General features: G+C 68.5%; 18 protein-coding genes, 1 other RNA gene and 1 pseudogene. 6 read left to right on the top strand and 14 right to left on the bottom strand.

Annotated elements, in window-relative coordinates; genetic code table 11:
• Positions 1 to 8: 8 nt before the first annotated feature.
• From PCQ86_RS17370 to cysK, 4 genes are all read right to left on the bottom strand, one after another.
• Entirely contained in the window at positions 9 to 1,076 is a 1,068-nt protein-coding gene (locus PCQ86_RS17370; RefSeq protein ID WP_270174315.1) for a lysylphosphatidylglycerol synthase transmembrane domain-containing protein, read from the bottom strand.
• A 13-nt stretch (positions 1,077 to 1,089) separates the two neighbouring features.
• A complete protein-coding gene (gene clsB / locus PCQ86_RS17365) occupies positions 1,090 to 2,307 on the bottom strand; it encodes a cardiolipin synthase ClsB (RefSeq protein WP_172208592.1) in 1,218 nt (405 codons plus the stop codon).
• The gene (locus PCQ86_RS17360) at positions 2,307 to 3,077 is read right to left on the bottom strand and encodes an endonuclease/exonuclease/phosphatase family protein (protein WP_047349377.1); all 771 of its coding nucleotides are present in this window, start codon (positions 3,075 to 3,077) and stop codon (positions 2,307 to 2,309) included. Before PCQ86_RS17360 ends, clsB begins: the two co-directional genes overlap by 1 nt.
• A gap of 204 nt (positions 3,078 to 3,281) precedes the next feature.
• Positions 3,282 to 4,199, bottom strand: coding sequence for a cysteine synthase A (gene cysK, locus PCQ86_RS17355; protein WP_270174314.1), 918 nt, complete (start codon positions 4,197 to 4,199; stop codon positions 3,282 to 3,284).
• Between the two features lie 243 nt (positions 4,200 to 4,442).
• On the opposite strand from cysK, the gene PCQ86_RS17350 reads away from it, so the two are divergent.
• Both PCQ86_RS17350 and rnpB read left to right on the top strand, forming a co-directional pair.
• Entirely contained in the window at positions 4,443 to 4,613 is a 171-nt protein-coding gene (locus tag PCQ86_RS17350; protein ID WP_015914283.1) for a hypothetical protein, read from the top strand.
• Between the two features lie 49 nt (positions 4,614 to 4,662).
• Positions 4,663 to 5,004, top strand: an RNA gene (rnpB, locus tag PCQ86_RS17345) — RNase P RNA component class A.
• A gap of 65 nt (positions 5,005 to 5,069) precedes the next feature.
• On the opposite strand, the gene PCQ86_RS17340 is transcribed toward rnpB, so the two are convergent.
• The 4 genes from PCQ86_RS17340 to PCQ86_RS17325 form a co-directional block, all read right to left on the bottom strand.
• The gene (locus tag PCQ86_RS17340; RefSeq protein ID WP_270174313.1) at positions 5,070 to 6,194 is read right to left on the bottom strand and encodes a M48 family metallopeptidase; all 1,125 of its coding nucleotides are present in this window, start codon (positions 6,192 to 6,194) and stop codon (positions 5,070 to 5,072) included.
• Between the two features lie 58 nt (positions 6,195 to 6,252).
• Positions 6,253 to 7,512: a YjgN family protein gene (locus PCQ86_RS17335; RefSeq protein ID WP_047349375.1), complete on the bottom strand. Its 1,260-nt coding sequence runs from the start codon at positions 7,510 to 7,512 to the stop codon at positions 6,253 to 6,255.
• A 198-nt stretch (positions 7,513 to 7,710) separates the two neighbouring features.
• The gene (locus PCQ86_RS17330; protein WP_172208586.1) at positions 7,711 to 8,511 is read right to left on the bottom strand and encodes an HpcH/HpaI aldolase family protein; all 801 of its coding nucleotides are present in this window, start codon (positions 8,509 to 8,511) and stop codon (positions 7,711 to 7,713) included.
• Positions 8,512 to 8,531: 20 nt separating this feature from the next.
• A complete protein-coding gene (locus tag PCQ86_RS17325; protein WP_011806810.1) occupies positions 8,532 to 9,380 on the bottom strand; it encodes a 3-hydroxybutyryl-CoA dehydrogenase in 849 nt (282 codons plus the stop codon).
• 112 nt (positions 9,381 to 9,492) lie between these two features.
• On the opposite strand from PCQ86_RS17325, the gene PCQ86_RS17320 reads away from it, so the two are divergent.
• The 3 genes from PCQ86_RS17320 (at position 9,493) to PCQ86_RS17310 (ending at position 12,410) form a co-directional block, all read left to right on the top strand.
• Positions 9,493 to 11,088 (top strand): GMC family oxidoreductase, encoded by a 1,596-nt coding sequence (locus PCQ86_RS17320; RefSeq protein ID WP_196994949.1) that lies wholly within the window; start codon positions 9,493 to 9,495, stop codon positions 11,086 to 11,088.
• A gap of 174 nt (positions 11,089 to 11,262) precedes the next feature.
• Positions 11,263 to 11,982, top strand: a complete 720-nt coding sequence (locus PCQ86_RS17315) for a hypothetical protein (protein WP_270174312.1) — start codon at positions 11,263 to 11,265, stop codon at positions 11,980 to 11,982.
• On the top strand, positions 11,979 to 12,410 hold the full coding sequence (locus tag PCQ86_RS17310; RefSeq protein ID WP_270174311.1) for a hypothetical protein: 432 nt from the start codon (positions 11,979 to 11,981) through the stop codon (positions 12,408 to 12,410). Before PCQ86_RS17315 ends, PCQ86_RS17310 begins: the two co-directional genes overlap by 4 nt.
• A gap of 20 nt (positions 12,411 to 12,430) precedes the next feature.
• On the opposite strand, the pseudogene PCQ86_RS17305 reads toward PCQ86_RS17310, so the two are convergent.
• From PCQ86_RS17305 to PCQ86_RS17290, 4 genes and pseudogenes are all read right to left on the bottom strand, one after another.
• Positions 12,431 to 13,777, bottom strand: a pseudogene (locus tag PCQ86_RS17305) (GAF domain-containing protein).
• Positions 13,774 to 14,265, bottom strand: a complete 492-nt coding sequence (locus tag PCQ86_RS17300; RefSeq protein ID WP_270174310.1) for a hypothetical protein — start codon at positions 14,263 to 14,265, stop codon at positions 13,774 to 13,776. The pseudogene PCQ86_RS17305 and the gene PCQ86_RS17300 overlap by 4 nt, the downstream one beginning before the upstream one ends.
• 11 nt (positions 14,266 to 14,276) lie before the next feature.
• The gene (locus PCQ86_RS17295) at positions 14,277 to 15,086 is read right to left on the bottom strand and encodes an ABC transporter permease (protein ID WP_012655518.1); all 810 of its coding nucleotides are present in this window, start codon (positions 15,084 to 15,086) and stop codon (positions 14,277 to 14,279) included.
• Between the two features lies 1 nt (position 15,087).
• Entirely contained in the window at positions 15,088 to 16,029 is a 942-nt protein-coding gene (locus tag PCQ86_RS17290) for an ATP-binding cassette domain-containing protein (RefSeq protein WP_270174309.1), read from the bottom strand.
• Between the two features lie 178 nt (positions 16,030 to 16,207).
• Here PCQ86_RS17290 and PCQ86_RS17285 point away from each other — a divergent pair, with 178 nt between their 5' ends.
• Positions 16,208 to 17,458 (top strand): MgtC/SapB family protein, encoded by a 1,251-nt coding sequence (locus PCQ86_RS17285; protein ID WP_255580477.1) that lies wholly within the window; start codon positions 16,208 to 16,210, stop codon positions 17,456 to 17,458.
• A 72-nt stretch (positions 17,459 to 17,530) separates the two neighbouring features.
• On the opposite strand, the gene PCQ86_RS17280 is transcribed toward PCQ86_RS17285, so the two are convergent.
• Both PCQ86_RS17280 and PCQ86_RS17275 read right to left on the bottom strand, forming a co-directional pair.
• Positions 17,531 to 19,012, bottom strand: coding sequence for an AMP nucleosidase (locus PCQ86_RS17280; RefSeq protein ID WP_270174308.1), 1,482 nt, complete (start codon positions 19,010 to 19,012; stop codon positions 17,531 to 17,533).
• Between the two features lie 61 nt (positions 19,013 to 19,073).
• Complete coding sequence (locus PCQ86_RS17275; protein ID WP_270174307.1) at positions 19,074 to 21,164, bottom strand: putative bifunctional diguanylate cyclase/phosphodiesterase; 2,091 nt, start codon at positions 21,162 to 21,164, stop codon at positions 19,074 to 19,076.
• Positions 21,165 to 21,255: the final 91 nt, after the last annotated feature.

Genomic DNA, 21,255 nt, shown 5'->3' with positions numbered 1-21,255 from the left:
CGGAGAACTCAATTTGCTATTGTATTAATAGCTGCTTGCGCTTGTCTGAAAAGCGCTAGGGGCTGTTTTTCTTGAGAACTGGTGGTCGGCTGATGTCGCCGCCACCACAGCTCGGTCGCCAGCAGGGCCAGCGCCGCGGGCGCGAGCGGCGCGAAGTAGTACACCGCGCGGAAGGCCAGCACCACGGCCAGCGCCTGGCTCACGGGCAGGTGCACGGCCAGCACGGCCGTGCCCACGGCCTCCAGCACACCCAGGCCGGCGGGGATGCGCGAGACCAGCCCGGCCACCGCGCCCAGCAGCACCGTGGCCAGCGCCGCGGCGTAGGGCACCTGCTGGCGCGCCAGCACCCACACGGACGCGGCCATCAACGCCCAGTGGGTGCACGACAGCACCAACTGCAGCAGCGCCACGCGCCAGGTCGGTAGCGGCAGGCGTCGCCCGCGCAGCATCAGCGGTCGGTGCCCGCCGCGCCGCGCGCACAGCGCCAGGTAGCCCAGCGCGACGCAGGCCAGCACCGTGCCCAACCAAGGGAGCTGGCCGCTGCCCATACGCCAACCCTCGGGCAGCGGCGGTGTCCAGGCCCAGAACAGCGCACAGGCCAGCACGCAGTAGCCCAGCCAGTTGGTGGCGATGGACAGGCTGATCACCTGCGCGATCTGCCCCACGTCCAAGCCCTGGCGCGAATACAACCGGTAGCGCACCGAAGCGCCGCCGATCAGCGAGCCCAGGTTGAGCGTGAAGGGGTAGGCGATCAGCGTGACGCCCATGGTGCGGGCGACGCCCAGCCCGTGGCGTACCACGTGGCGACCGAACAGGTCGAAGCACCCGTACACCAGGTGACCGGCCCAGGCCAGGGCCGCGGCTGCAGCCAGCGTGGGCACAGGCAGCGCGCGCAGCGCCTGCCACACGCCGGGCCAGTCCACCTGCAGGCCCTGGCGCACCAGCAGCCATACCACCAGAGCGGCCACCGCTGCCATGGCGAGCCCGGCCAGCCAGCGCCAGCCCCGTAACCGGCGCCACCCGCTGCGGCGCTGGCGGCGCGCGGTGTGGACAGGCGAAGTGGCAGGGCCGTGCATGGGCTGCCTTGCCTCAGGACGCGCGCGCCGTTTGGTCAGCGGGCGGCTCGGCCTGCATGACGGCGATGGCGGGCTCGTGTCGTGGCAGCCAGCCCGCCCAGGCGGGAAACCAGCGCATGAGGTGGTACACGCAGTAGCCGCGCAGCAGGCGCAGGGCCTCCCAGGCGCCGCGCGGAGCGGGCTCCACCTGGCGGCAGTGCCGCTGCATCAGGCGCGACAGGCGCTGATACAACAGCGCATTGAAGGAGGCATCGCGGATGACGACGTTCGCCTCCAGGTTGAGCGACAGGCTGAGGGGGTCGAGGTTGCTGGAGCCCACGGTGGACCACTCGCGGTCCACCAGCGCCACCTTGCCGTGCAGCGGGCGCTCGCAGTACTCGTAGATGCGCACCCCCGCGCGCAGCAGGTGGTCGTACAGCAGGCCGGCCGCGGTCTTCACGATGGGCATGTCGGGTTCGCCCTGCAGGATCAGGCGCACGTCCACCCCGCGCCGCGCGGCGCGGCGCAGTTCGCGCACCAGCCGGTAGCCGGGGAAGAAATACGCGTTGGCGATCACCACGCGCTCGCGCGCGGCGCGCAGGGCGATACGGTAGTGGCGCTCGATGTCGTTGGTATGCCGGTGGTTGTCGCGCGTGACGAACATGGCGTGGGCCGAGCCCGCTGCGGGCAGCTGCGGCAGCGGCTCGTGGCGGTGGGTGCGCTGGACAGACGGGGGCAGGACCGCCGTGCGGGTGAAGCGGTGCATGTGCGCCACGATGGGGCCATGCACCTCGACGGCATAGTCTTGCTTGGCCTGCGGGCCGAAGTCCGCCACATGGTCCGCCGAGTAGTTGATGCCGCCGATGAAGCCCAGCGTGCCGTCCACCACCACAATCTTGCGGTGCATGCGCCGCAGCAGGTTCAGGCGCTGGCCGAAGAGGCGCCGCCCTGGGTCGAACACACGAAAACGCACGCCCGCCTGCACCAGGCTGTCGACAAAATGATCAGGCAGGTCGGGCGAGCCAAAGCCGTCCACCAGCAGGTGCACCGACACGCCGCGCCGCGCCGCCTGCAGCAGCGCCGCGTGCAGCCCCTGGCCGATGTGGTCGTCGAACAGGATGAAGGTCTCCACCATCACCTCGCGCTGCGCCTGGGCAATGGCCTCGAACACGCGCGGGAAGAACTCCTCGCCGTTTTCCAGCAGGCGAAAGTGGTTGCCGGGTATCCAGCGCGAGGACGGGCGCGGGCGCATCACAGGAGGATCTCCGCGGCCAGCGGCGCATGGTCCGACAGGCGGTTCCAGGGCCTGCGCGGCAGGCTCATCGGCGTGTGCACCGAGGTGCCGCGCACATAGATGCGGTCCAGCGGCAGCAGCGGCAGTGATGCGGGAAAGGTGCGCACGGCACGCCCGCAGGCTTGCACGAACACTTCATGCAGGCCGGCTTCGCGCTGCAGCACGTCGTGCGCGCGGCCGCGCCAGTCGTTGAAGTCACCCGCGACGATCACCGGGTCCTGCGCGGGAAACGAATGCACCAGCGCGGACACGCGGCGCAACTGCTGCTGGCGGTGCGCCTCCTGCAGGCCCAGGTGTACGCAGATGGCATGGACCGGCCGTGAATGCTGGGGCGGCTGCAGCACGCAGTGCAGCATGCCCCGGCGCTCCGGGCCGCTGACCGAGATGTCGTGGTTCTCGTAGTGCACGATCGGGAACTTGGACAGCAACGCGTTGCCGTGGTGCCCATCGGTGTAGACCGCATTGCGGCCATAGGCGTACTGCGTCCAGATGGAGTCGGCCAGGAACTCGTAGTGCGGCTCCTGTGGGAAATTGGTCACGCGCCCCGCATGGCGCTGGTGCGTGCCCAGCACCTCCTGCAGGAACACGAGGTCGGCCGATACCTGGCGCACCGCCTCGCGCAACTCGTGCAACATGAAGCGGCGGTTGAAGGACGTGAACCCCTTGTGCACGTTCACGGTCAGCACCTTGAACGCGACGGGGGAGGAAGAGGGCGGGTTCTGAGTCATGGGGAAATCCAATGCCGGCCCGCTGCCGGGGGCGCACCGCAGCGCGGCAGCGGAGGGCGATGGGGCATTGTTTCCCTGGCGGCCGGCACGCGGCTGTAGGACGGTGGACCATGCCGGTGCGTGAACATGCCGCGTCGTTGCGTTGGCGGCAAGGCATAAAAAAGGCCCCTTGCGGGGCCTTGTCAAAAAGGTGCGCCAGGCGTGTCAGGCGGGCAGGAAACCCTCTACCGACAGATAGCGTTCGCCGGTGTCGTAGTTGAAGCCCAGCACCCGCGCGCCCGCGGGCAACTCGGGCAGCTTCTGGGCAATGGCGGCCAGTGTGGCGCCGGAGGAAATGCCCACCAGCAGCCCTTCCTCGCGCGTGGCGCGGCGGGCGTATTCACGCGCGGGCTCGGCCTCGACCTGGATCACGCCGTCCAGCAGGCTGGTGTCCATGATCTGCGGCACGAAGCCCGCACCCAGGCCCTGGATGGGGTGCGGGCCGGGCTGGCCGCCCGACAGCACGGGCGATTGCGAAGGCTCCACAGCGAACACCTTGAGCTGCGGAAACTGCGCCTTGAGCACGCGCGCCACGCCCGTGATGTGCCCGCCCGTGCCCACACCGGTGACGAGTGCGTCCAGCCCGTCGGGGAAGTCGGCGGCGATTTCCTGCGCCGTGGTGCGCATGTGCACCTCGACGTTGGCCGGGTTTTCGAACTGTTGGGGCATCCAACTGCCGGGTGTCGCGGCCACCAGTTCCTGCGCGCGGGCGATGGCGCCTTTCATGCCCTTTTCCTTGGGCGTGAGGTCGAAGCGGGCGCCGTAGGCCAGCATCAGGCGGCGGCGTTCGATGGACATGCTGTCAGGCATCACCAGCACCAGCTGGTAGCCCTTGACGGCCGCTACCAGCGCCAAGCCAATGCCGGTGTTGCCCGAGGTGGGCTCGATGATGGTGCCGCCTGGCTGCAGAGCGCCACTGCGCTCGGCCGCCTCGACCATCGCCAGGGCGATGCGATCCTTGATGGAACCGCCGGGGTTGGCGCGCTCGGACTTCACCCACACGTTGGCACCCGCGCCGAACAGGCGATTGATGCGCACATGGGGGGTGTTGCCGATGGTGTGCAGGATGTTGTCGACTCGCATGGTGTCTCCAGGGTAGAGGGTGGGAATCCGGCAAAGCGGGAGAGGCGTCCATTGTGGGGGAGTCGTTCAGCGGCGTCGCGATATGGATATTCCCGCTGTGGATATGGTGCCGGCGTGAATCGTCCGCCTGTGGGTTGGCTCGATTGATGTGCATCAAGATTTGCCGGCGCGTGCGCGCCTGCCTGCGCCATCGGTCGGGTGTGCGCGCGACAATGGTCTCGTCTTCACTTTCCCTTCTGCGCCATGACCTTGCTGCATACCACCATGCTCATGCTCACCGCGAGCTGTGCGCTGATGCTGATCGGTTTCTCGGCGCGCGAGTCGCGCTGGGGCCCGGCGCTGATGATGGTGGGCATCGTGGGCGCGCTGCTGCTCATCGCCTACAACATCTTCCAGTTATTGCCCGCGCATTGAGCGCGCCGGCCGCGCGCCGCAGCGGAGAAACGCGGATAATTGCGCCCGTGAAGCACGCCAGACCGCCGCTGGTGCAATCTGGGAAACCAGGCACTGGAGGAACGTCCGGACTGCACAGGACAGCGTAGCAGCTAACGGCTGCCCACCGTGAGGTGAGGATCAGAGCAACAGAGACGAGTCCCGGGGGAGTGCCTGCGAAGGCAGACCACTGGGGGTGAAACGGGCAATCTCTACGCGCAGCAATACCAAGTAGGCCAGCGTTGACGTGGTTCCGCGGAGCTGGCGGGTAGGTAGCATCGAGCCGTGGTGGTGACACCCGGCCCAGATTAATGGCGGTCACGCTGCGGGCAACCGCAGTGCACAGAATCCGGCTTATCGGCGCGCTTCACACTTTTATGCAAAAACAGCTGCCAGCCCTTGCCAGTAAAGCGCTGGCAGCTCTTTTTTCAGGAGCACTCAGGAGCAATACGGCGCACGGCCGGCGCGCAGCGCGGTGGCGCGCTCCAGCGTGTCCGGATGGGTGCTCAGCAGCGTCCACAGGCCGTGGGATTGCGGCGGGTCCTCGGGCGTGGACGGGGCCTTGCCGGCCTGCGGGGAGGGGGTTGCGGAATCCTCGTCCCGCAGCATGGCCAACAGCAGGTCGCCCATCGGTGCGGTGGGCAGGCCGGCATGGCGCATCAGTGCGAGCGCATGGCAGTCGGCCTCGCGCTCATGGCTGCGGCTGTAGGCCAAGCCCGTGAGCAACGAACTGCCCGTGGCCACCAGGCCGGACACGTCACCCAGCGCCAGCCCCAGACCCACCTGCAGCACCCCCTGCTCGACGAGCATGCGCGTGGTATGCCGGTGGGCCACATGGCCGATCTCGTGTGCCAGCACGCCCACCAGCGCGTCGTCGTCCAGGCGTTGCGCGCGGGCGGTTTCCACCAGCGCATCGGTCATCACCACCGTGCCGCCGGGCAAGGCGAAGGCATTGGGCCCCAGGCCGGAGCGGAACGCGAGCGTGAAGTGCGGCGCGTAACCGCCATAGCGCTGCAGCGCCGCGGGCGAAGCGGCCAGCAGTGCATCGAAACGTGCGCGCAGCGCGGCTTGGCGCGCAGGCGTGAGCGTGGTGGGCTTGAGCGTGCCCGCGTCCATCTGCGCCAGCGCACTCTGGGCCAGCGCCACCTCCCAGGCCAGCGGCACATGGCGCGTGAGCTGCGCGGCCAGCCAGGGCGTGCCGTGGCGGTAGAACGCGAACAACCCGGCCACGGCCAGCACCAGGACGACGGCAAACACGCCCCAGCGCGTTTGCATGCGCTGCGCCAGCCCCGGCCGGTGGCCGGCCGCATCCAGCGCGGCCTGCCAGGCGGCGGGGTCGTCGATCTCCAGGCTACCGTCGTCGCCCAGATCGGCCACGAGTTTTGATTGCGGACGCCAGGCGTTCCAGGACTCGGGCCAGGTCACGTCTCGGTGGGCAAAGCGGCGCGGCGGCGCACCGGGCACATGCAGTTCCAGCGCGGGGCCGTCGGGCGCGGGCAGCAGCCGCACCTGCACCGCGCGCGGTCGGCTGCTGCGCCCGTCGAACCAATGGGCGAGCACCATGCCCGTCAATGGCGTCTCCGCGAGGGGGCGCCGGGCGAAGGTGTTTTGGGGCGGCCGGTCATCCGATCAGGTCCAGGCCCGCCGCGTCAGCCAGTGCGTCGCCGATGCCGCCCGGCTGCTGCCGGCCCAGGCGCCCCGCCACCTGGTCCACGCCGCCCTTGACATGGACGGTGACGGATTCGAGCTTCATGCGGTATTCGCTCACCATGGCGAATGGGCGGAAGAACCCCAGCGTCAGTACCGTGAGCAGCATGTTGCGCAGCCGCAGCAGCACATAGCCGCCCGTGCTGAGGTTGCACTTGAAGCGCGCGATGCGGCTCACACCGATGTTGCTCCAGGTCAGGCGAAACAGCGCGGCCTCGCGATAGGCGCGTGCCGGTGCGGTGGCCAGCATCATCGCCAGCAGCGCGCCCACGAAGGCCGCCATGATCAGCACGAAGATGCCCAGCCCCATCCCGCCCTTGCCCAGCTTGGACACGAGTCCGAGCGAGCCCGTGAAGAGGCCCGCGACCAGCGCGACGAGCACCAGCAGCGAGACGAGAAACACCGCCAGCGTGGCCAGCCACAGCTTCACGAAATCCATGTACACGGGCTTCCAGCGGCCGGCCTCGTTGCCGATGCGTGAGCGCAGCACCAGGAGGCTGCGGTAGTTGAACTCCAGCCGGATGATGCACAGCACCGTGAGCAGCAGGCCCAGCGCCACTAGACCTATCAGCGGCGCGGTGACCTCGGGCAGCTTGCGGCCGGTTTCTTCGTTCACCACCGCGGCCGGGGCCAGGGACTGCAGGCCCCAGAACACGCCCAGCCACACCAGTGCCAGAGCGAACACGGGCCAGCTGGCGGTGTAGACCTCGCGCCAGCTCGCCACGAACTGCAGACGCAGCCCGCGCCAGCGCGTGTTGGCCAGGCGAAAGCGCATGGCGCTGCCCCAGATCAGCGGCGACAGGGCCGCGCCGCCCAGGATGAAAAGGCCCACGGCCGTGTCCTGCCCCGTGTTGACGGCCAACTGGTAGGCGACCGTGAGCAGCAGCAGCACGACGAAGCCCACCACCATGCGCCGCTGCTGCGCGGTGAATTCCAGGGGGCTGCCTGCCACCAGCGTGTGGCCGTAGAAGTACTGAGCCGTACGCCGCCGCGCCCAGGGGGTGTACAGGCCCAGCGTCAGAATGCTCAGCAGTACGTTCACGATCCACACGCGGAAGTACTCGCCGCCGCTGCCCGTGAAGCGCATGGCGTGTGGCTCGATGTCTTGTGACTCGAAGGACGAGCGCAGCCCAGAGCGCGCCCGCGCGCGCTCGGACGATACCTGGACGTCCATGGTTTTTCCCTCTCTGGTGGTTGTTGGCGCGCAGTGTAGCGCAGCGCCCAGATGGAATTTTTCTAGACGTAGAAAGCTGGAACCGCCGCCATATCACCGCTGGCAGCTATAGCTAATGTAGCGAGATTGACGACCGGGACACGCTGTGGCGGGCGGTTTGGTAGGCGGAAGCGCCGACCGCGCGGGCGGCGCTCGGGGTCAGTAGCTCGTGGCGACGGGCCCGCGTGCGCCTGGCCGGAAGCGCGCGGCCAGCCCGTCCGCGGCCTGGCGCAGCAGGAGCATGTCCATGCCCACGGCCACGAACTGCGCGCCCAGGGCCAGGCATTCGCGCGCCCGGGCTTCGTCCACCACGAGGATGCCCGGTGCCTTGCCGGCCGCGCGGATGCGGCGGATCGCGTCGTCGATCGCGGCGCGCACCGTGGGGTGGTTGGCCTCACCCGGGAAGCCCATGCTGGCGGACAGGTCGGCCGGGCCAATGAAGATGCCGTCCACGCCCTCCACCGCGGCGATGGCCTCAATATGCTCCAGCGCCTCGGCCGTCTCCACCTGCACCAGCAGGCAGAGCTCGTTCTCCGCATCGCGTACATAGGCCGCGTCGCGGCCGAAGTCCGAGGCGCGCATGGAGCCGCCCATGCCGCGGATGCCGCGCGGCGCGTAGCGCATGGCGGCCACGGCGGCGCGCGCCTCGTCCGCGTTCTGCACGAAGGGCAGCAGCAGCGTTTGCGCGCCGATGTCCAGGTAGCGCTTGATCAGTACCAGATCGTTCCAGGCCGGGCGCACCACGCCGTGCGTGTGGTTCCGGCAGCCGGCGGCCACAGCCTGCAGCTGCTGCACCATGAGCGGTACGTCGCTGGGCGTGTGTTCCGTGTCCAGCAGCACCCAGTCAAAGCCCGATCCCGCGATCAGCTCGGTGACCAGGGGTGATGGCAGGGTGGACCAGATACCGATCTGCGCCTGACCGGCGGCCAGTGCGTGCTTGAAGGGGTTGCGAACGGGCATGGCAGGTGGTCTGGGTCAGGTCAGTACTGGTACACGCCGCGGCCGGTCTTGCGGCCCAGGCGGCCGGCGGCCACCATCTCCTTGAGCAGCGGGCAGGGGCGGTACTTGCTGTCGCCGAACTCGGTCAGGTACACATCCATCACGGCCAGGCACACGTCCAGGCCGATCATGTCGGCCAGCGCCAGCGGGCCGATGGGCTGGTTGCAGCCGAGCTTCATGCCGGCGTCGATGTCCTCGGGCGTTGCCAGGCCCTCTGCCAGCACGAAGAAGGCCTCGTTGATCATGGGCACCAGGATGCGGTTGACCACGAAGCCGGGGGCGTTCTTCACGGTGATAGGCGACTTGCCCAGGCGCTCGGAGAGCTGCTTCACCGTGTCGTGCGTGGCGTCGGAAGTCTGCAGGCCGCGAATGATCTCCACCAGCGCCATCATCGGCACGGGGTTGAAGAAATGCATGCCGATGAACCGGTCGGCGCGCGACGTGGCGGCCGCCAGCTTGGTGATGGAGATCGAAGAGGTGTTGGACGCAATGATCACTTCGGGCGCCACCAGCGCGTCCACCTGCTTGAGGATCTTGAGCTTGAGTTCGTAGTTCTCGGTGGCAGCCTCGATCACGATCTGGGCGGCCTTCAGGTCGTCGTAGCTGGTGGAGGTTTTGATGCGCGCGAGGGCGGCGCTCTTGTCGGCTTCGGTGATCTTTTCTTTCTTGATCAGGCGGTCCAGGCTACCCGCCACGGTGGCCACGCCCTTTTGCACGGCAGCGTCGGAGATGTCCACCATCACCACATTGATGCCCGACACAGCGCATGCCTGGGCAATGCCGTTGCCCATGGTGCCCGCGCCGATGATGCCAACGGTCGAAATCGTCATATAAATGTCCCTTGAAAGTGTAGTAGTGAGAAAAAAACGATGCCGTGATGGTATCGGCAATCGCGCGTCTGCTGCTGCGTTGCAGCATCGCCATACAACGAGGGGACACTGCATGCGTGAGTTCGACTATGTCGTGATCGGTGGCGGCTCGGCGGGCTGCGTGCTGGCGGGGCGGCTGAGCGAGGACCCCACGGTGCGCGTGTGCCTGCTGGAGGCGGGCGGCAGCGATGCCAGTGTGCTCATCCATTGCCCGGCGGGGCTGGCCGCCATGGCGCGCAGCGGCGCCTTCAACTGGGGGCTGCACACCACGCCGCAGGCGGGCCTGGGCGGGCGTCGGGGCTACCAGCCGCGCGGCAAGGTGCTGGGTGGCTCCAGCTCGGTCAACGCCATGATCTACGCGCGCGGCCACGCCAGCGACTACGACCACTGGGCTGCGGCCGGCAATGCAGGCTGGGGCTGGAACGACGTGCTGCCGTACTTCCTTCGGGCCGAGCGCAACGAGCGCGGTGCAAGCGCCTGGCACGGCACGGACGGGCCGCTGAATGTGACGGACCTGCAGTCGCCGCAGCGTGCCAGCCGCGCCTTCGTCGAAGCCGGCGTGCAGGCTGGCCATCCACGCAATGACGACTTCAACGGCGCGCAACTGGAGGGCGTAGGTCTCTACCAGGTCACGCACCGGGCGGGCGAACGCTTCAGCGTGGCCAAGGCCTACCTCACGCCCCACCTGGGCCGGACCAATCTGCAGGTGGTGACCGGCGCGCAGGCCACGCGCATCCTGTTCGAGGGCCGGCGCGCCACGGGCGTGGAATACCGCCGGGGCGGCCAGACGCAGCAGGTGCGCGCCACGCGTGAAGTGCTGCTGTCGGCGGGGGCGCTGCTGTCACCGCAATTGCTCATGCTCTCGGGTGTGGGGCCGGGCGCGCAGTTGCAGAGCCACGGCATTGGCGTGGTGCACGATCTGCCGGGCGTGGGCGCGCATCTGCACGACCATCCCGACGTGGTGCAGGTGATGGACGCACCGCGGTTGACGGATCTTTTCGGCCTGTCGCTGCCCGGGGCGCTGAACGTGCTGCGCGGCGTGCGGGAGTGGCGTGCGCACCGCGGCGGCATGCTGACCACCAACTTCGCCGAGGCTGGCGGCTTCATCAAGAGTCGCCCCGAGGAGCCATTGCCCGACCTGCAGCTGCACTTCGTGGTCGGCAAGCTGCTGGACCACGGCCGGCGGGTCACATGGGGCCATGGCTATTCCTGCCATGTATGCCTGCTGCAGCCCCGAAGCCGCGGCCGGGTGACGCTGGCCAGCGCCGACCCGGCGGCCGCTCCGCGGGTGGACCCGGCATTCTTCAGTGATCCCGACGACATGCGGCGCATGGTGCGCGGCGTGCGGCGCATGCGCGAGATCCTGGCGCAGCCCGCTCTGGCCAGCCTGGGCGCGCGTGAGCTGCCCCATTCGTCCCGCGCGCAAAGCGATGCACAGATCGAGCAGTTCATCCGCGACTGGGCCGACACCATCTACCACCCCGTGGGCACGTGCCGCATGGGCTGCGGTCCGCTGGACGTGGTGGATGCCCAACTGCGTGTGCATGGCCTGCAGGCTCTGCGTGTGGTGGACGCATCCATCATGCCGCGCATTGTGAGCGGCAACACGAATGCACCCACGGTGATGATTGCCGAGCGCGCTGTGGACTTGCTGCGCCAGGCTGCATGACGCGCTCCGGTTCGGCAGTGCGCGCTTAAGAAATTTTGAGGGTTCGCATAAGCGTTTTTTAGCAGCACGCGCGCTGCACCGTTCCTAGACTGCACAGCACCTGTGAGACACACGATGTGCCGCATGGGAAGGCGAGGCTCCCAAGCCGCAACACCACAAGAACCGGAACCGACGATGCAATTCAACCCTCAGGAAATCACCGCGCTCGCGCAGGCCGACGCCGCCGCACCGCGCATGGACCTCTATGCCTTCATCCACAAGGCCTTGCGTGCCTATATGGTCGACACACTCTTGGGCCTGGGTCGTGTGGACGCCGAGGACGACCTCGAACTGTCCCAGGCCGGCGCACGCGTGCTGCAGCTGCTGAGCTTTTGCCGCGCGCACCTGTACCACGAGAAAACCTACGTGCATCCCGCCATGGAGCGCCATGCACCTGGCAGCGCCGCCGCGGTTGAGCAGGAACATGATGGTCATGGGCAGGCGATTGCGGCGCTGGCGGATGCGGCGCAGCAGCTCATGCAATGCCCGCGCGAGCGGCGAGCGCGCGTGGCCCACGCGCTGTACCAGCAGCTGGCGCTGTTCGTGGCACACAACTTCGAGCACATGCAGTTGGAGGAGACGGCGCACAACGCGGTGCTCTGGGCGCATTACAGCGACGCGGAACTGGCTGCCATCGAGGGTGCGCTGGTCGCGTCGATACCGCCGGACGAGATGCTCGTCACGCTGCGCTGGATGCTGCCCAGCATGACCCCGAGCGATAGGGCCATGGTGCTCGGTGACATGCGGCGCAATGCGCCTCCCGGCATCTTTGACACGGCATTGAGTGTCATGCGTCCGCACCTGTCGAATGGCCAGTGGGGCAAACTGGCACGTGCTTTGGAGCTTGCGCGATGAGCCATGGGTTGCTGCGCCATACCCTGGCTGCATTCTGGCTTTGCGTGGCCAGCGCGAGTGCCCTGGCTGCGGCCCCCCCGCCCCCCGAACGCTTTCGGCTCACGCCCCAATTGCTGGAGCGCATGGAGGCACTGCAGGCTGCGTCGCCAGAAGCCGCACGTCCCGGCGACGACGACGAGCCGGACGCGCAGTCCGTTCAGGAGCTGGCGCGTCAGCTGGATGCGGATCCGCGCATCCGTGCCTTGCTGGCCCGCCACCGGGTCAGCAGTATCGAGTACGCCTCGGCGGTGTATGCCGCACTGCACGCGGGCATGTTCCTCGCCATGGAATCGCTGGCTGACAAGGCTTCGCGCACCAGCGCGCTGGCATCCTTCACCCCAGAGCAGCGCGCCAACATCGAGTTGCTGCGCCGGCGCCCAATCAAGTGAGCGCCGCGGCGGCGCGACCTTCAACCGCCGGCCATCTCTTCCAACTGCACAGGTGCGTCCAGCCGCAGCCGCAGTCGCCCACGGCCGGTCTTGTCGATATGGATGCCGGTGTCGCTTTCCTGCAGTCGGCGCTGCAGCAACAGCAGGCGCGCCTCCAGGTTGTCGGCCACGCCTGGCAGGCGCAGGCTGGGGTCCAGGCGCAGTTCGCGGTTGCTGAAGTCCTGCCGTCCGGTGCGCTCATGGTCGCGCAGCAGCTTCCACAGGATCGCGCCCGCCACGCCCTTGATAAGGTAGGTGTCATTGACGAACACGCTGTCGTTCACCGCGAAATGCCGCACCCGCACGGGCGCCCCCCGCGGTGCCGGCGCGGGCGCGGATTCTTGCGATGCCTCCGTGGCTTCGTCGGCCGATTGCAGCAGGTCGATCGCGGCGGCCAGCTGTCCTGCCAGCGCCACCAGCGCGTCTTCCTCAGGGTAGCGGAACTGCAAGTCCAGCGGGCTTTCCGCGAACAGCACACCCAGCGTGCGGCCGCAGCTCAACAGGGGCACGGCCAGCTGGCTGTGCGGTGCGGGCAGGCCCGGGTAGGGAATCTCGTGCGCGGGCGCGCTCTGTCCCAGGCTGCTGCGCATGGCATGGCTGTACAGCGCGGCATGGGTCATGTGGCTGATGCGTACCGGCGTGGCTTCGCGCGCGGCCACGCCTATTACGCCCTGGCCCAGCTTGATCTCCGAGCCCACGCCCGAATGTGTGTAGCCATGGCTTGCCACGGTGTACAGGTGGCCCGCTTGCGCATCCAGCATGAGCACCATCGCATGCTGCACGTGCAGATGCTCGTGCAGGCCCGCCAGCAGTGTCTGTAGCAGCTCGTCGAGCGTGGTGCAGCGCGCCAGGCGCTGGCTGCACAGGCGCACGGCGCCCAGCAGATCGGCGCGTGGCAGTTGCGCGGGGCTGGGTGCCAGTCCTTCTCCGGGCACGGGTTCGATGCGCTCGACGGCGTAGACATCCGATCCCTTGAGTTCAAAGACGCCCTCCATGCCGTTGTGCGAGGCGATGCCCGCCAGCTGCGCGCGCATGCGCTCGAACAGTGCGCCTTCCGCCTCCGTGCGCAGGAAGCGCAGGTGCAGGCGAAAGCAGCGTGCTGTCACGGGGTCCAGCACCAGCACGCTGGCATAGGGGTTGGCGAGGATGTTGGCGCGCGTCTTGTTGAAGAACTGGAACGACAGGGCCACATGCTGCTCATCGACGTAGACCACCTGTCAGATGTAGGCCACGTTGGGCGTGCCGTCGGAGGCGCAGGTGGCCATGATGGCAGGAATCGCGCCCTCCAGGCAGGCGCGGATGGAGCGCAGGGTGGGCGGCACGTTCACGGCTGACGCTCCTTGCGCAACGGTTCGCCGGCATGTGGGCCGGGGGTCTGGTCGAACGCGGCTTCGGGCGAAAACTCCACTGCCACCAGATCGTCCCGTGGTGCATTCAGCATGGCCGCGGTGTACTGCGGGCCATAGCCCACCTGGGCCACGGCATGCTGCATGGCGGACAGGTAGCTTTGCAGCGCGGGTTCGTCGGCCGGCAGCACGGCACGTTGCACGGCGGCGGTGGCCTTGACCTGCACCGTGCGGTGCGAGGGCGGGTCACTGAAGACCACGGCAATGTGGCCGGTGGTGGCGATGTCGGCCAGAAGCTGTCGTGACTGGCTTCGCCGCAGGAAGACCGTGATGCGCTGGCCGTTGGTGCTGATGCGCGCGCCTACGGCGCGCATCACGCTGGGGCGCAACTGCGTGTCGCGAGAGGCCACGATGGTGGAGACGCCCCGGTCCACCAGGGCGATGTATTCGGCGCTCAGAAGCGTAGGCATGCGTGAAAGGCTCAGGCGCGAAAGCGCTTGCGGGTGAGCGCCAGGGCCACCCAGTACGCGGCCACGGTGGTCACGGCGATCACCAGGCCGTGGCGCAGCGGGTGCTGCGGCCACTGGTCCATGAAGAGAGGGCGCACCAGCTCCACGGCATTGGTGAGCGGCAGCCAGTCCGAGGCGAGGCGTATGGCTGTGGGCAGCTGTTCGCGCGGGAAGAAAACACCCGACAGGAACATCATGGGCGTGAGCACCAGCGTGAAGTAATAGGTGAAGAAGTCGTAGCCCTTGGCCAGCGCATTGAAGATGAGCGCGATGCTGGAAAACATGATGCCCACGCACAGCAGCACCGGCCAGGCCACGATCAGCTTGGGGCTGTAGCTGATGCCCAGCGCCAGCATCACCCCCAGGATGGCGGTGGTGGTGAAAAGCGCCTTGAATGCGGCCCACAGCATCTCGGCCAGCAGCACGCTGTCCAGGCTGATGGGGGCGTTCATGATGCCGTCCCAGGTCTTTTGCACATGCATGCGCGAGAAGGCCGAGTACAGCGCTTCGAAGCTGGCCGCATTCATGGCGCTCATGCAGATCGACCCGCTGGCCAGGAACAGGATGTAGGGCACGTTCTGCCCGCCCACCTGCACCTGTCCCACGAGCGCCCCCATGCCGTAGCCGAAGGCCACCAGCCACATCAGCGGCTCGGCGATGTTGCCCAGCAGGCTGGGCACCGCCAGCTTGCGCCACACCAGCAGGTTGCGCAGGAACACGGGCCACCAGCGCGTCGACAGGTCGGGCGCGCGCCAGGGGCTGGGCGTGGTGGGCGTGGGCATGTCAGCCTTCCTCGCGGATTTGACGTCCGGTGAGCTTGAGGAACAGGTCCTCCAGGTTCGCGGGCCGGTGCAGGGTGCGCAGGCTGCCGTGGGCCGACAGCGCCTGCAGCAGCGGGCGTGCGTCCTGCGTGTAGAAGAACACGGTCTCGCCGCTGACTTCCACACGCCGCGCCAGCGGACGCAACTGCGCATCCTGCGCCAGGGCCAGCGCGCCCGGGCCGTAGGCCTCGACCACGTCGGGTTCCAGGTGCTCGGCGATCAGCGCGCGCGGCGTGCCTTCGGCGATCTTGCGGCCATGGTCCAGCACCAGCAGGCGCGAGCACAGGCGCTCGGCCTCATCCATGAAGTGCGTCGTCAGCAGGATGGCCTTGCCGCCCTGCAGCAGCTGCTGCAGCCGCTCCCACATCAGGTGGCGCGCCTGCGGGTCCAGGCCGGTGGTGGGCTCGTCCAGCAGCAGCAGGCGCGGGTCGTTGACCAGGGCGCGCGCCAGCGACAGGCGCCGGCGCATGCCCCCCGACAGTTCGCCCGGCCGCGCGTCGGCCTTGGCCGTGAGCGCGGCGAACTCCAGCAGCGGCGCGATGCGCTGTGCCATGGCCGCGCCCTTCAGGCCGAAGTAGCGCCCGAACACGCGCAGGTTTTCGGCGCAGCTGAAGTCCGGGTCCAGGCTGTCGAACTGCATCACCACGCCCAGTTGGGCCTTGATGGCCAGCGCGTCTTGCGGCATGGCGAGCGGCGCAGCGCCGCCGCCAGGGTGAAAGTGCACGCTGCCCTCGTCGGGCGCGGTGAGGCCCAGGCACATGCGCAGGGTGGTGGTCTTGCCCGCGCCGTTGGGGCCGATCACGCCCAGGCACTCCCCCGGAGCGATGGCGAACGACAGCCCATCCACCACGGTGGCGGTGCCATAGCGCTTGCGCAGGTCGCGGGCTTCCAGAAGCACTTGCATGGCGCGATTGTGGGGGGAAGACCGCGCCATTGCAGAGGTTTATGAGAAAAATGGCGCTGGTGCTTTACTGACAAGCGCTGATAGCTATCAAAACCAGAGTGTTCTGAGAGTGGGGCGCCCTTTGGATGCCCGCTTTCCATGGTCCAATCGTCAAAGCCAACCAACCACGATGAACACCATGGACACAACCGGCTTTCAGGACACGCTGGCCGTTCTGGCGGGCGCCCTGGGCAGCGGCCTGCTGATGGGTATCGAGCGCGAACGGCGCAAGGGCCAGGGCCCGTTGCGCGCGCTCGCGGGCGTGCGCTCGTTCACGCTGGCGGCGGTGTCGGGTGCGACGGCGGCGCTGCTGGGCAGCGAGGCGCTGGTGGCGGTGGGCGCGGTGTTCATTGCGCTGCTGGGCGTGGTGGCCTATGCGCGCGACCGCTCCGAAGACCCCGGCGTGACCACCGAGATCGCGCTGCTGCTGGCCTACCTGATCGGCGTGCTGTGCACGCAGAGCCTGCCCGTGGCGGCGGGGCTGGCCGTCGCCGTGACCAGCCTGCTGACGGCGCGTGAGGCGCTGCATGAGTTTTCACGCGAGTGGCTGCGCCAGGGCGAGGTGCGGGGCGGGCTGATCCTGGCTGCGCTGGCGCTGCTGGTATTGCCGCTTGCGCCCAATCAGCCCCTGTGGGGGGAGGCGCTGAACCCCCAGGTGCTGGTGCGCCTGGTGGTGGTGCTGCTGGTAATCCAGGCGCTGGCGCATCTGGCGCGCCGGCTCATGGACGCGCGCCGCGCGAACGCCCTGTCGGCGCTGGCCTCGGGTTTCATCTCCAGCACCGCCACCATCGCCAGCCTGGGCGTGGCCGTGCGCGAGGGGCGCGAGCCCGTGCGCGCGCAGGGGGGCGCGGCCGTGCTGTCGTGCGTGGCGACCATGGCGCAGATCCTGGTGGTGGCGGCCACCGTGCAGCCCCAGTGGCTGGTGCGGTTGTGGGCGCCGGCCCTGGCGGGCGGGGTGGTGGCGCTGGTCTGGGGGTGGGCGCTGCTGCGAAGCATGCCCGCGGGTGAGGCGCCGGCCCCGGCGGACGTGGACGGCACGGCGCTATTCAAGCTGCGCGACGCGCTGCTGATCGCCGCGCTGCTCACGGCTGTGCAGGTGCTGGTGCAGGCACTGCGCGGCTGGTGGGGCGACGCGGGCCTGCTGGCCGGTGCCCTGGTGGCGGCGCTGGCCGACGTCCATGCGGCCGCCGCGGCCATCATGTCGCAGGGCCGGCCGCTGGACCCCGTGGGGCCCAGCCTGGTGAGCGCGCTGGCGGCGGGGCTGAGCGTGCACGCCGTCAGCAAATGCGTGACGGCCCTGGTCAGCGGGGGCTGGCGTTATGCCGTGGCGGCCGGTGGCGGCGTGGTGCTGCACACGCTGGCTTTCGTCGCGGTGTTGTTGCTACTCTAAATTGATAAAAAGCGGCTCAAACGCTTATGGGATAAGCGCGAGCAGCTATCGATGAAGTAGCAATGGCTGCGGCTACTGGAACGCCACTTCGGCAAAGCTGCGCAGCTTGCGGCTGTGCAGCCGGTGCACACCACCCGCGCGCAGGATGTCGATGGCGCGCATGCCGATGCGCAGATGCTGGTCCACGCGTTCGCGGTAGAAATGGTTGGCCATGCCGGGCAGCTTGATCTCGCCGTGCAGCGGCTTGTCGCTCACGCACAGCAGGGTGCCGTAGGGCACGCGGAAGCGAAAACCGTTGGCGGCGATGGTGGCGCTTTCCATGTCCAGCGCCACTGCGCGGCTTTGGCTGAAGCGGCGCTGGGGCATGTTGTCGGGCAGCAATTCCCAGTTGCGGTTGTCGGTGCTGGCCACGGTGCCGGTGCGCATGATGCGCTTGAGCTGGTCCTGCGGCATCTGCGTCACGTCGGCCACGGCCTGCTGCAGCGCCATCTGGATCTCGGCCAGCGCGGGGATGGGCACCCACAGCGGCAGCTCCTCGTCCAGCACATGGTCCTCGCGCACGTAGGCGTGGGCCAGCACGTAGTCGCCCAGCTGCTGGCTGTTGCGCAGGCCCGCGCAGTGGCCCAGCATCATCCAGGCGTGGGGGCGCAGCACGGCGATGTGGTCGGTGATGGTCTTGGCGTTGCTCGGGCCCACGCCGATGTTGACCATGGTGATGCCGCTGCGGTCCGCGCGCACGAGGTGGTAGGCGGGCATCTGCGGCAGGCGGGCCGGGGCCACGCCCAGGTCGTCGCCGACCTGCGCGGGCAGGCCCGTGCGGCGCGTGACCACGTTGCCCGGCTCAATGAAGGCGATGTACTTGCTGTCGGGCTTGGCCATCTCGGCATGGCCCAGGCGCACGAACTCGTCGATGTAGAACTGGTAATTGGTGAACAGCACGAAGTTCTGGAACCACTCGGGCTGCGTGCCGGTGTAGTGGCGCAGGCGGTGCAGCGAATAGTCCACGCGCGGCGCGGTAAACAGCGACAGCGGCTGCGGCTCGCCAGCGCGCGGCGACCAGGTGCCGTTGGCAATGCCGTCGTCCATGGCCTCCAGGTCGGGCAGGTCGAACACGTCGCGCATCAGCATGCGCCGCTCGGGGCTGAGCGTGCCTTCGATGTGGTCGTGCTCGGCGAACGAGAAGTGGATGGGGATGGGCTGATTGCTCACGCCCACTTCCAGCTCGACGTTGTGGCTGGCGCGCAACAGGCGCAGCTGCTCCGTGTAGTAGTCGGCGAACAGGTCAGGCCGCGTGAGCGTGGTCTCGTAGCGCCCGGGCCCCTCCACGAAGCCATAGGCCAGGTGCGTGGGCGCGCGCGCCACGGTGCTGGTCTGCACACGCACGAAGGGATAGAACGCGCGCACTGGCGCGGCGGGCGTCTCTCCCGCCACGAAGCGCTGCATGGCGCTGCGCAGATGGTCGATCTGCTGCTGGTAGATGCGCTGCACCTGGGCCAGCGCCTCGGTCTCGGTCGTGTGGAAGGTGGGATCGGGAAGTGCGGGGATCTGAGCCATGGTGCCTATTGTCCACGCCGCCTGTGTCAGCGTGGGCACGGCGCCGGGCCGGGCCGGCTGCTCACTCGGCCTGGGCGCGCAGCCACTCGCGGGCGCGCTGCGCATCCATGGGCGGTGCGATGCCAAAGCCCTGCGCCAGTTCGCAGCCCAGGCGCTGCAGCAGCGCGAGCTGCTCCGCGGTCTCCACGCCTTCGGCCACGGGCTGCAGCTGCAGGCTGTGCGCGAGCTGGATGATGGCGGTGACGATGGCCACGTCTTCGCTGTCGGCAGGCGTGTCGGTGACGAAGGAGCGGTCCACCTTGATCTTGTCCAGCGGGTAGCGTTTGAGGTAGGCCAGCGACGAGTAGCCCGTGCCGAAGTCGTCCACCGTTACGGCAACGCCCAGGGCCTGCAGGGCCTGCAGGGTGGTGCGCGTGTGGTCGGCCTGCTGCATGAGGGCGGATTCGGTGATCTCCACCTCCAGGTACTGCGGTGCGAGGCCCGCCGACTGCAGCACCTGGGCGATCTCGCCCACCACGTCGCGCTGGCGGAACTCGATGGCAGAGAGGTTCACCGCCACCGGCACCCGGGGCAGCCCTTCGTCGTGCCATGCCTTGAGCTGGCGGCAGGCCTCGCGCAGCACCCAGCGGCCAATGGGCGTGATGAGCCCGCGCGATTCGGCGAGGGGAATGAACTCATCCGGCCCCACGAGGCCGCGCACCGGGTGTCGCCAACGCACCAGCGCCTCAAAGCCCACCAGCCGGCCGTCGGCCACCCGCACCTGGGGCTGGTAGTGCAGTGCGAAGGCCCCTTGGAACACAGCCTCGCGCAGCAGGTGCTCTTGCTGCAGCAGCTCCGTGGGTTGGCCTTCCATGCCCGGTTCATAGAACATGCGCATGCCCCGCCCGCTTTCCTTGGTGTGGTGCATGGCCGCGTCGGCGCGCCGCAGCAGCTCGTCGGGGCTGTAGCCGTCGTCCGGAAAGACGCTGATGCCGATGGAGGGTGATAGCGACAGCGGCGTGCCACCGATGGCGAACTCGGCGCGCACGCGCGCCAGCAGCGCATCGGCCACTTCGGCCGCTGCGGCGCGGTTGGCCAGGTCGGGCAGCAGCACGATGAATTGGTCGCCGCCCACACGCGCGACGAAGTCGGTGGCCTTCACCCCGTCCTGCAGGCGCCGCGCAATCTCTATCAGCAGCTGGTCGCCGGCCTGGTTTCCCAGCGACTCGTTGACCGTCTTGAAGTGGTCCAGGTCGATGAACAGCACGGCGGCGCGGGTCTGCCGCTCCTGCGCGGCACTCGCCATGCGTGCCAACTGCATCATGAGGTGGCGCCGGTTGGGCAGTTGGGTCAGCGTGTCATGCAGCACCAGGAAGCGCGCCTGCTCCTGCGCCTGCTTGCGCGCCGTGATGTCGCGCACCACCACCACGCGGTAGTCACCCTCCTGCTGGGGCATGGTCTTGCCCACCACCTCGATCGGGATCACGCGGCCGTCCTTGTGGCGCATGGCGAGCTCGTAGGGCTTCTCGCTGCCGCGGCGCGTGTATTCCACGGCCAGCGCGCGGTACTCGGGCAGCGCGAAATCGAAGATGGATTGGCCTACGAGCTCGGCCAGCGAATAGCCAACCATGCGCTGCAGCGCTTCGTTGGCATCCAGAATGCGCCCGTCGCGGTGAAAGGCAAGTCCCTCCTCGGTAGCGATGGCGAACTTGCGCATGCGCTCCTCGCTCTGGCGCACGGCGCGCTCGGCCTCCCAGTGGTGGGCGATGTCGTTGATGAGCACGAATGCACCCACCATCGCGTTGCGTCCTTCGTGCACCCCGAAGTGCGGCTGCAGGCTGATCTCCAGCATATGCGCGCGCCCCTGCGGGCCGGCGTATTCGCGGGTGTACTGAACGCTCTCCCCAGCCAGCGCGCGCTGCACGTAGGGCAGGATCTCCTGCCAGGCCTTTTCGCCGATCGCCTCGCGCACCGTCTTGCCGATGATGCTCTGCACCGTTTGCCCGCTGAAGGCGGCGTAGCGCTGGTTGGCGAACACGCAGCGCAGGCTGGTTGATTCGTAATAGGCCAGCATGACGGGCACCGAGTCGGCGATGAGCCGCAGCAGCGCATCACTGGCGCGGGGGCCCAGGTCGGGCAGGGAGGGGGAGGCAGGGGGGCGAGGGGAGGGCATATCCAGTGGGCGGTCGGTCCCGGAGCTTATATCCCAACGCCTGGCCTTTGGCGAGCAGGCGCGTCCGGCGGCGCGCCGGGCGCTTGTGTGC

The sequence above is a fragment of the Diaphorobacter sp. ED-3 genome (genome assembly GCF_027625375.1).
GTDB classification, from domain to species: domain Bacteria; phylum Pseudomonadota; class Gammaproteobacteria; order Burkholderiales; family Burkholderiaceae_C; genus Diaphorobacter; species Diaphorobacter nitroreducens.
The sequence above is the reverse complement of the archived record's forward strand: the minus strand, read 5'-3'. Positions and strand labels throughout refer to the sequence as shown.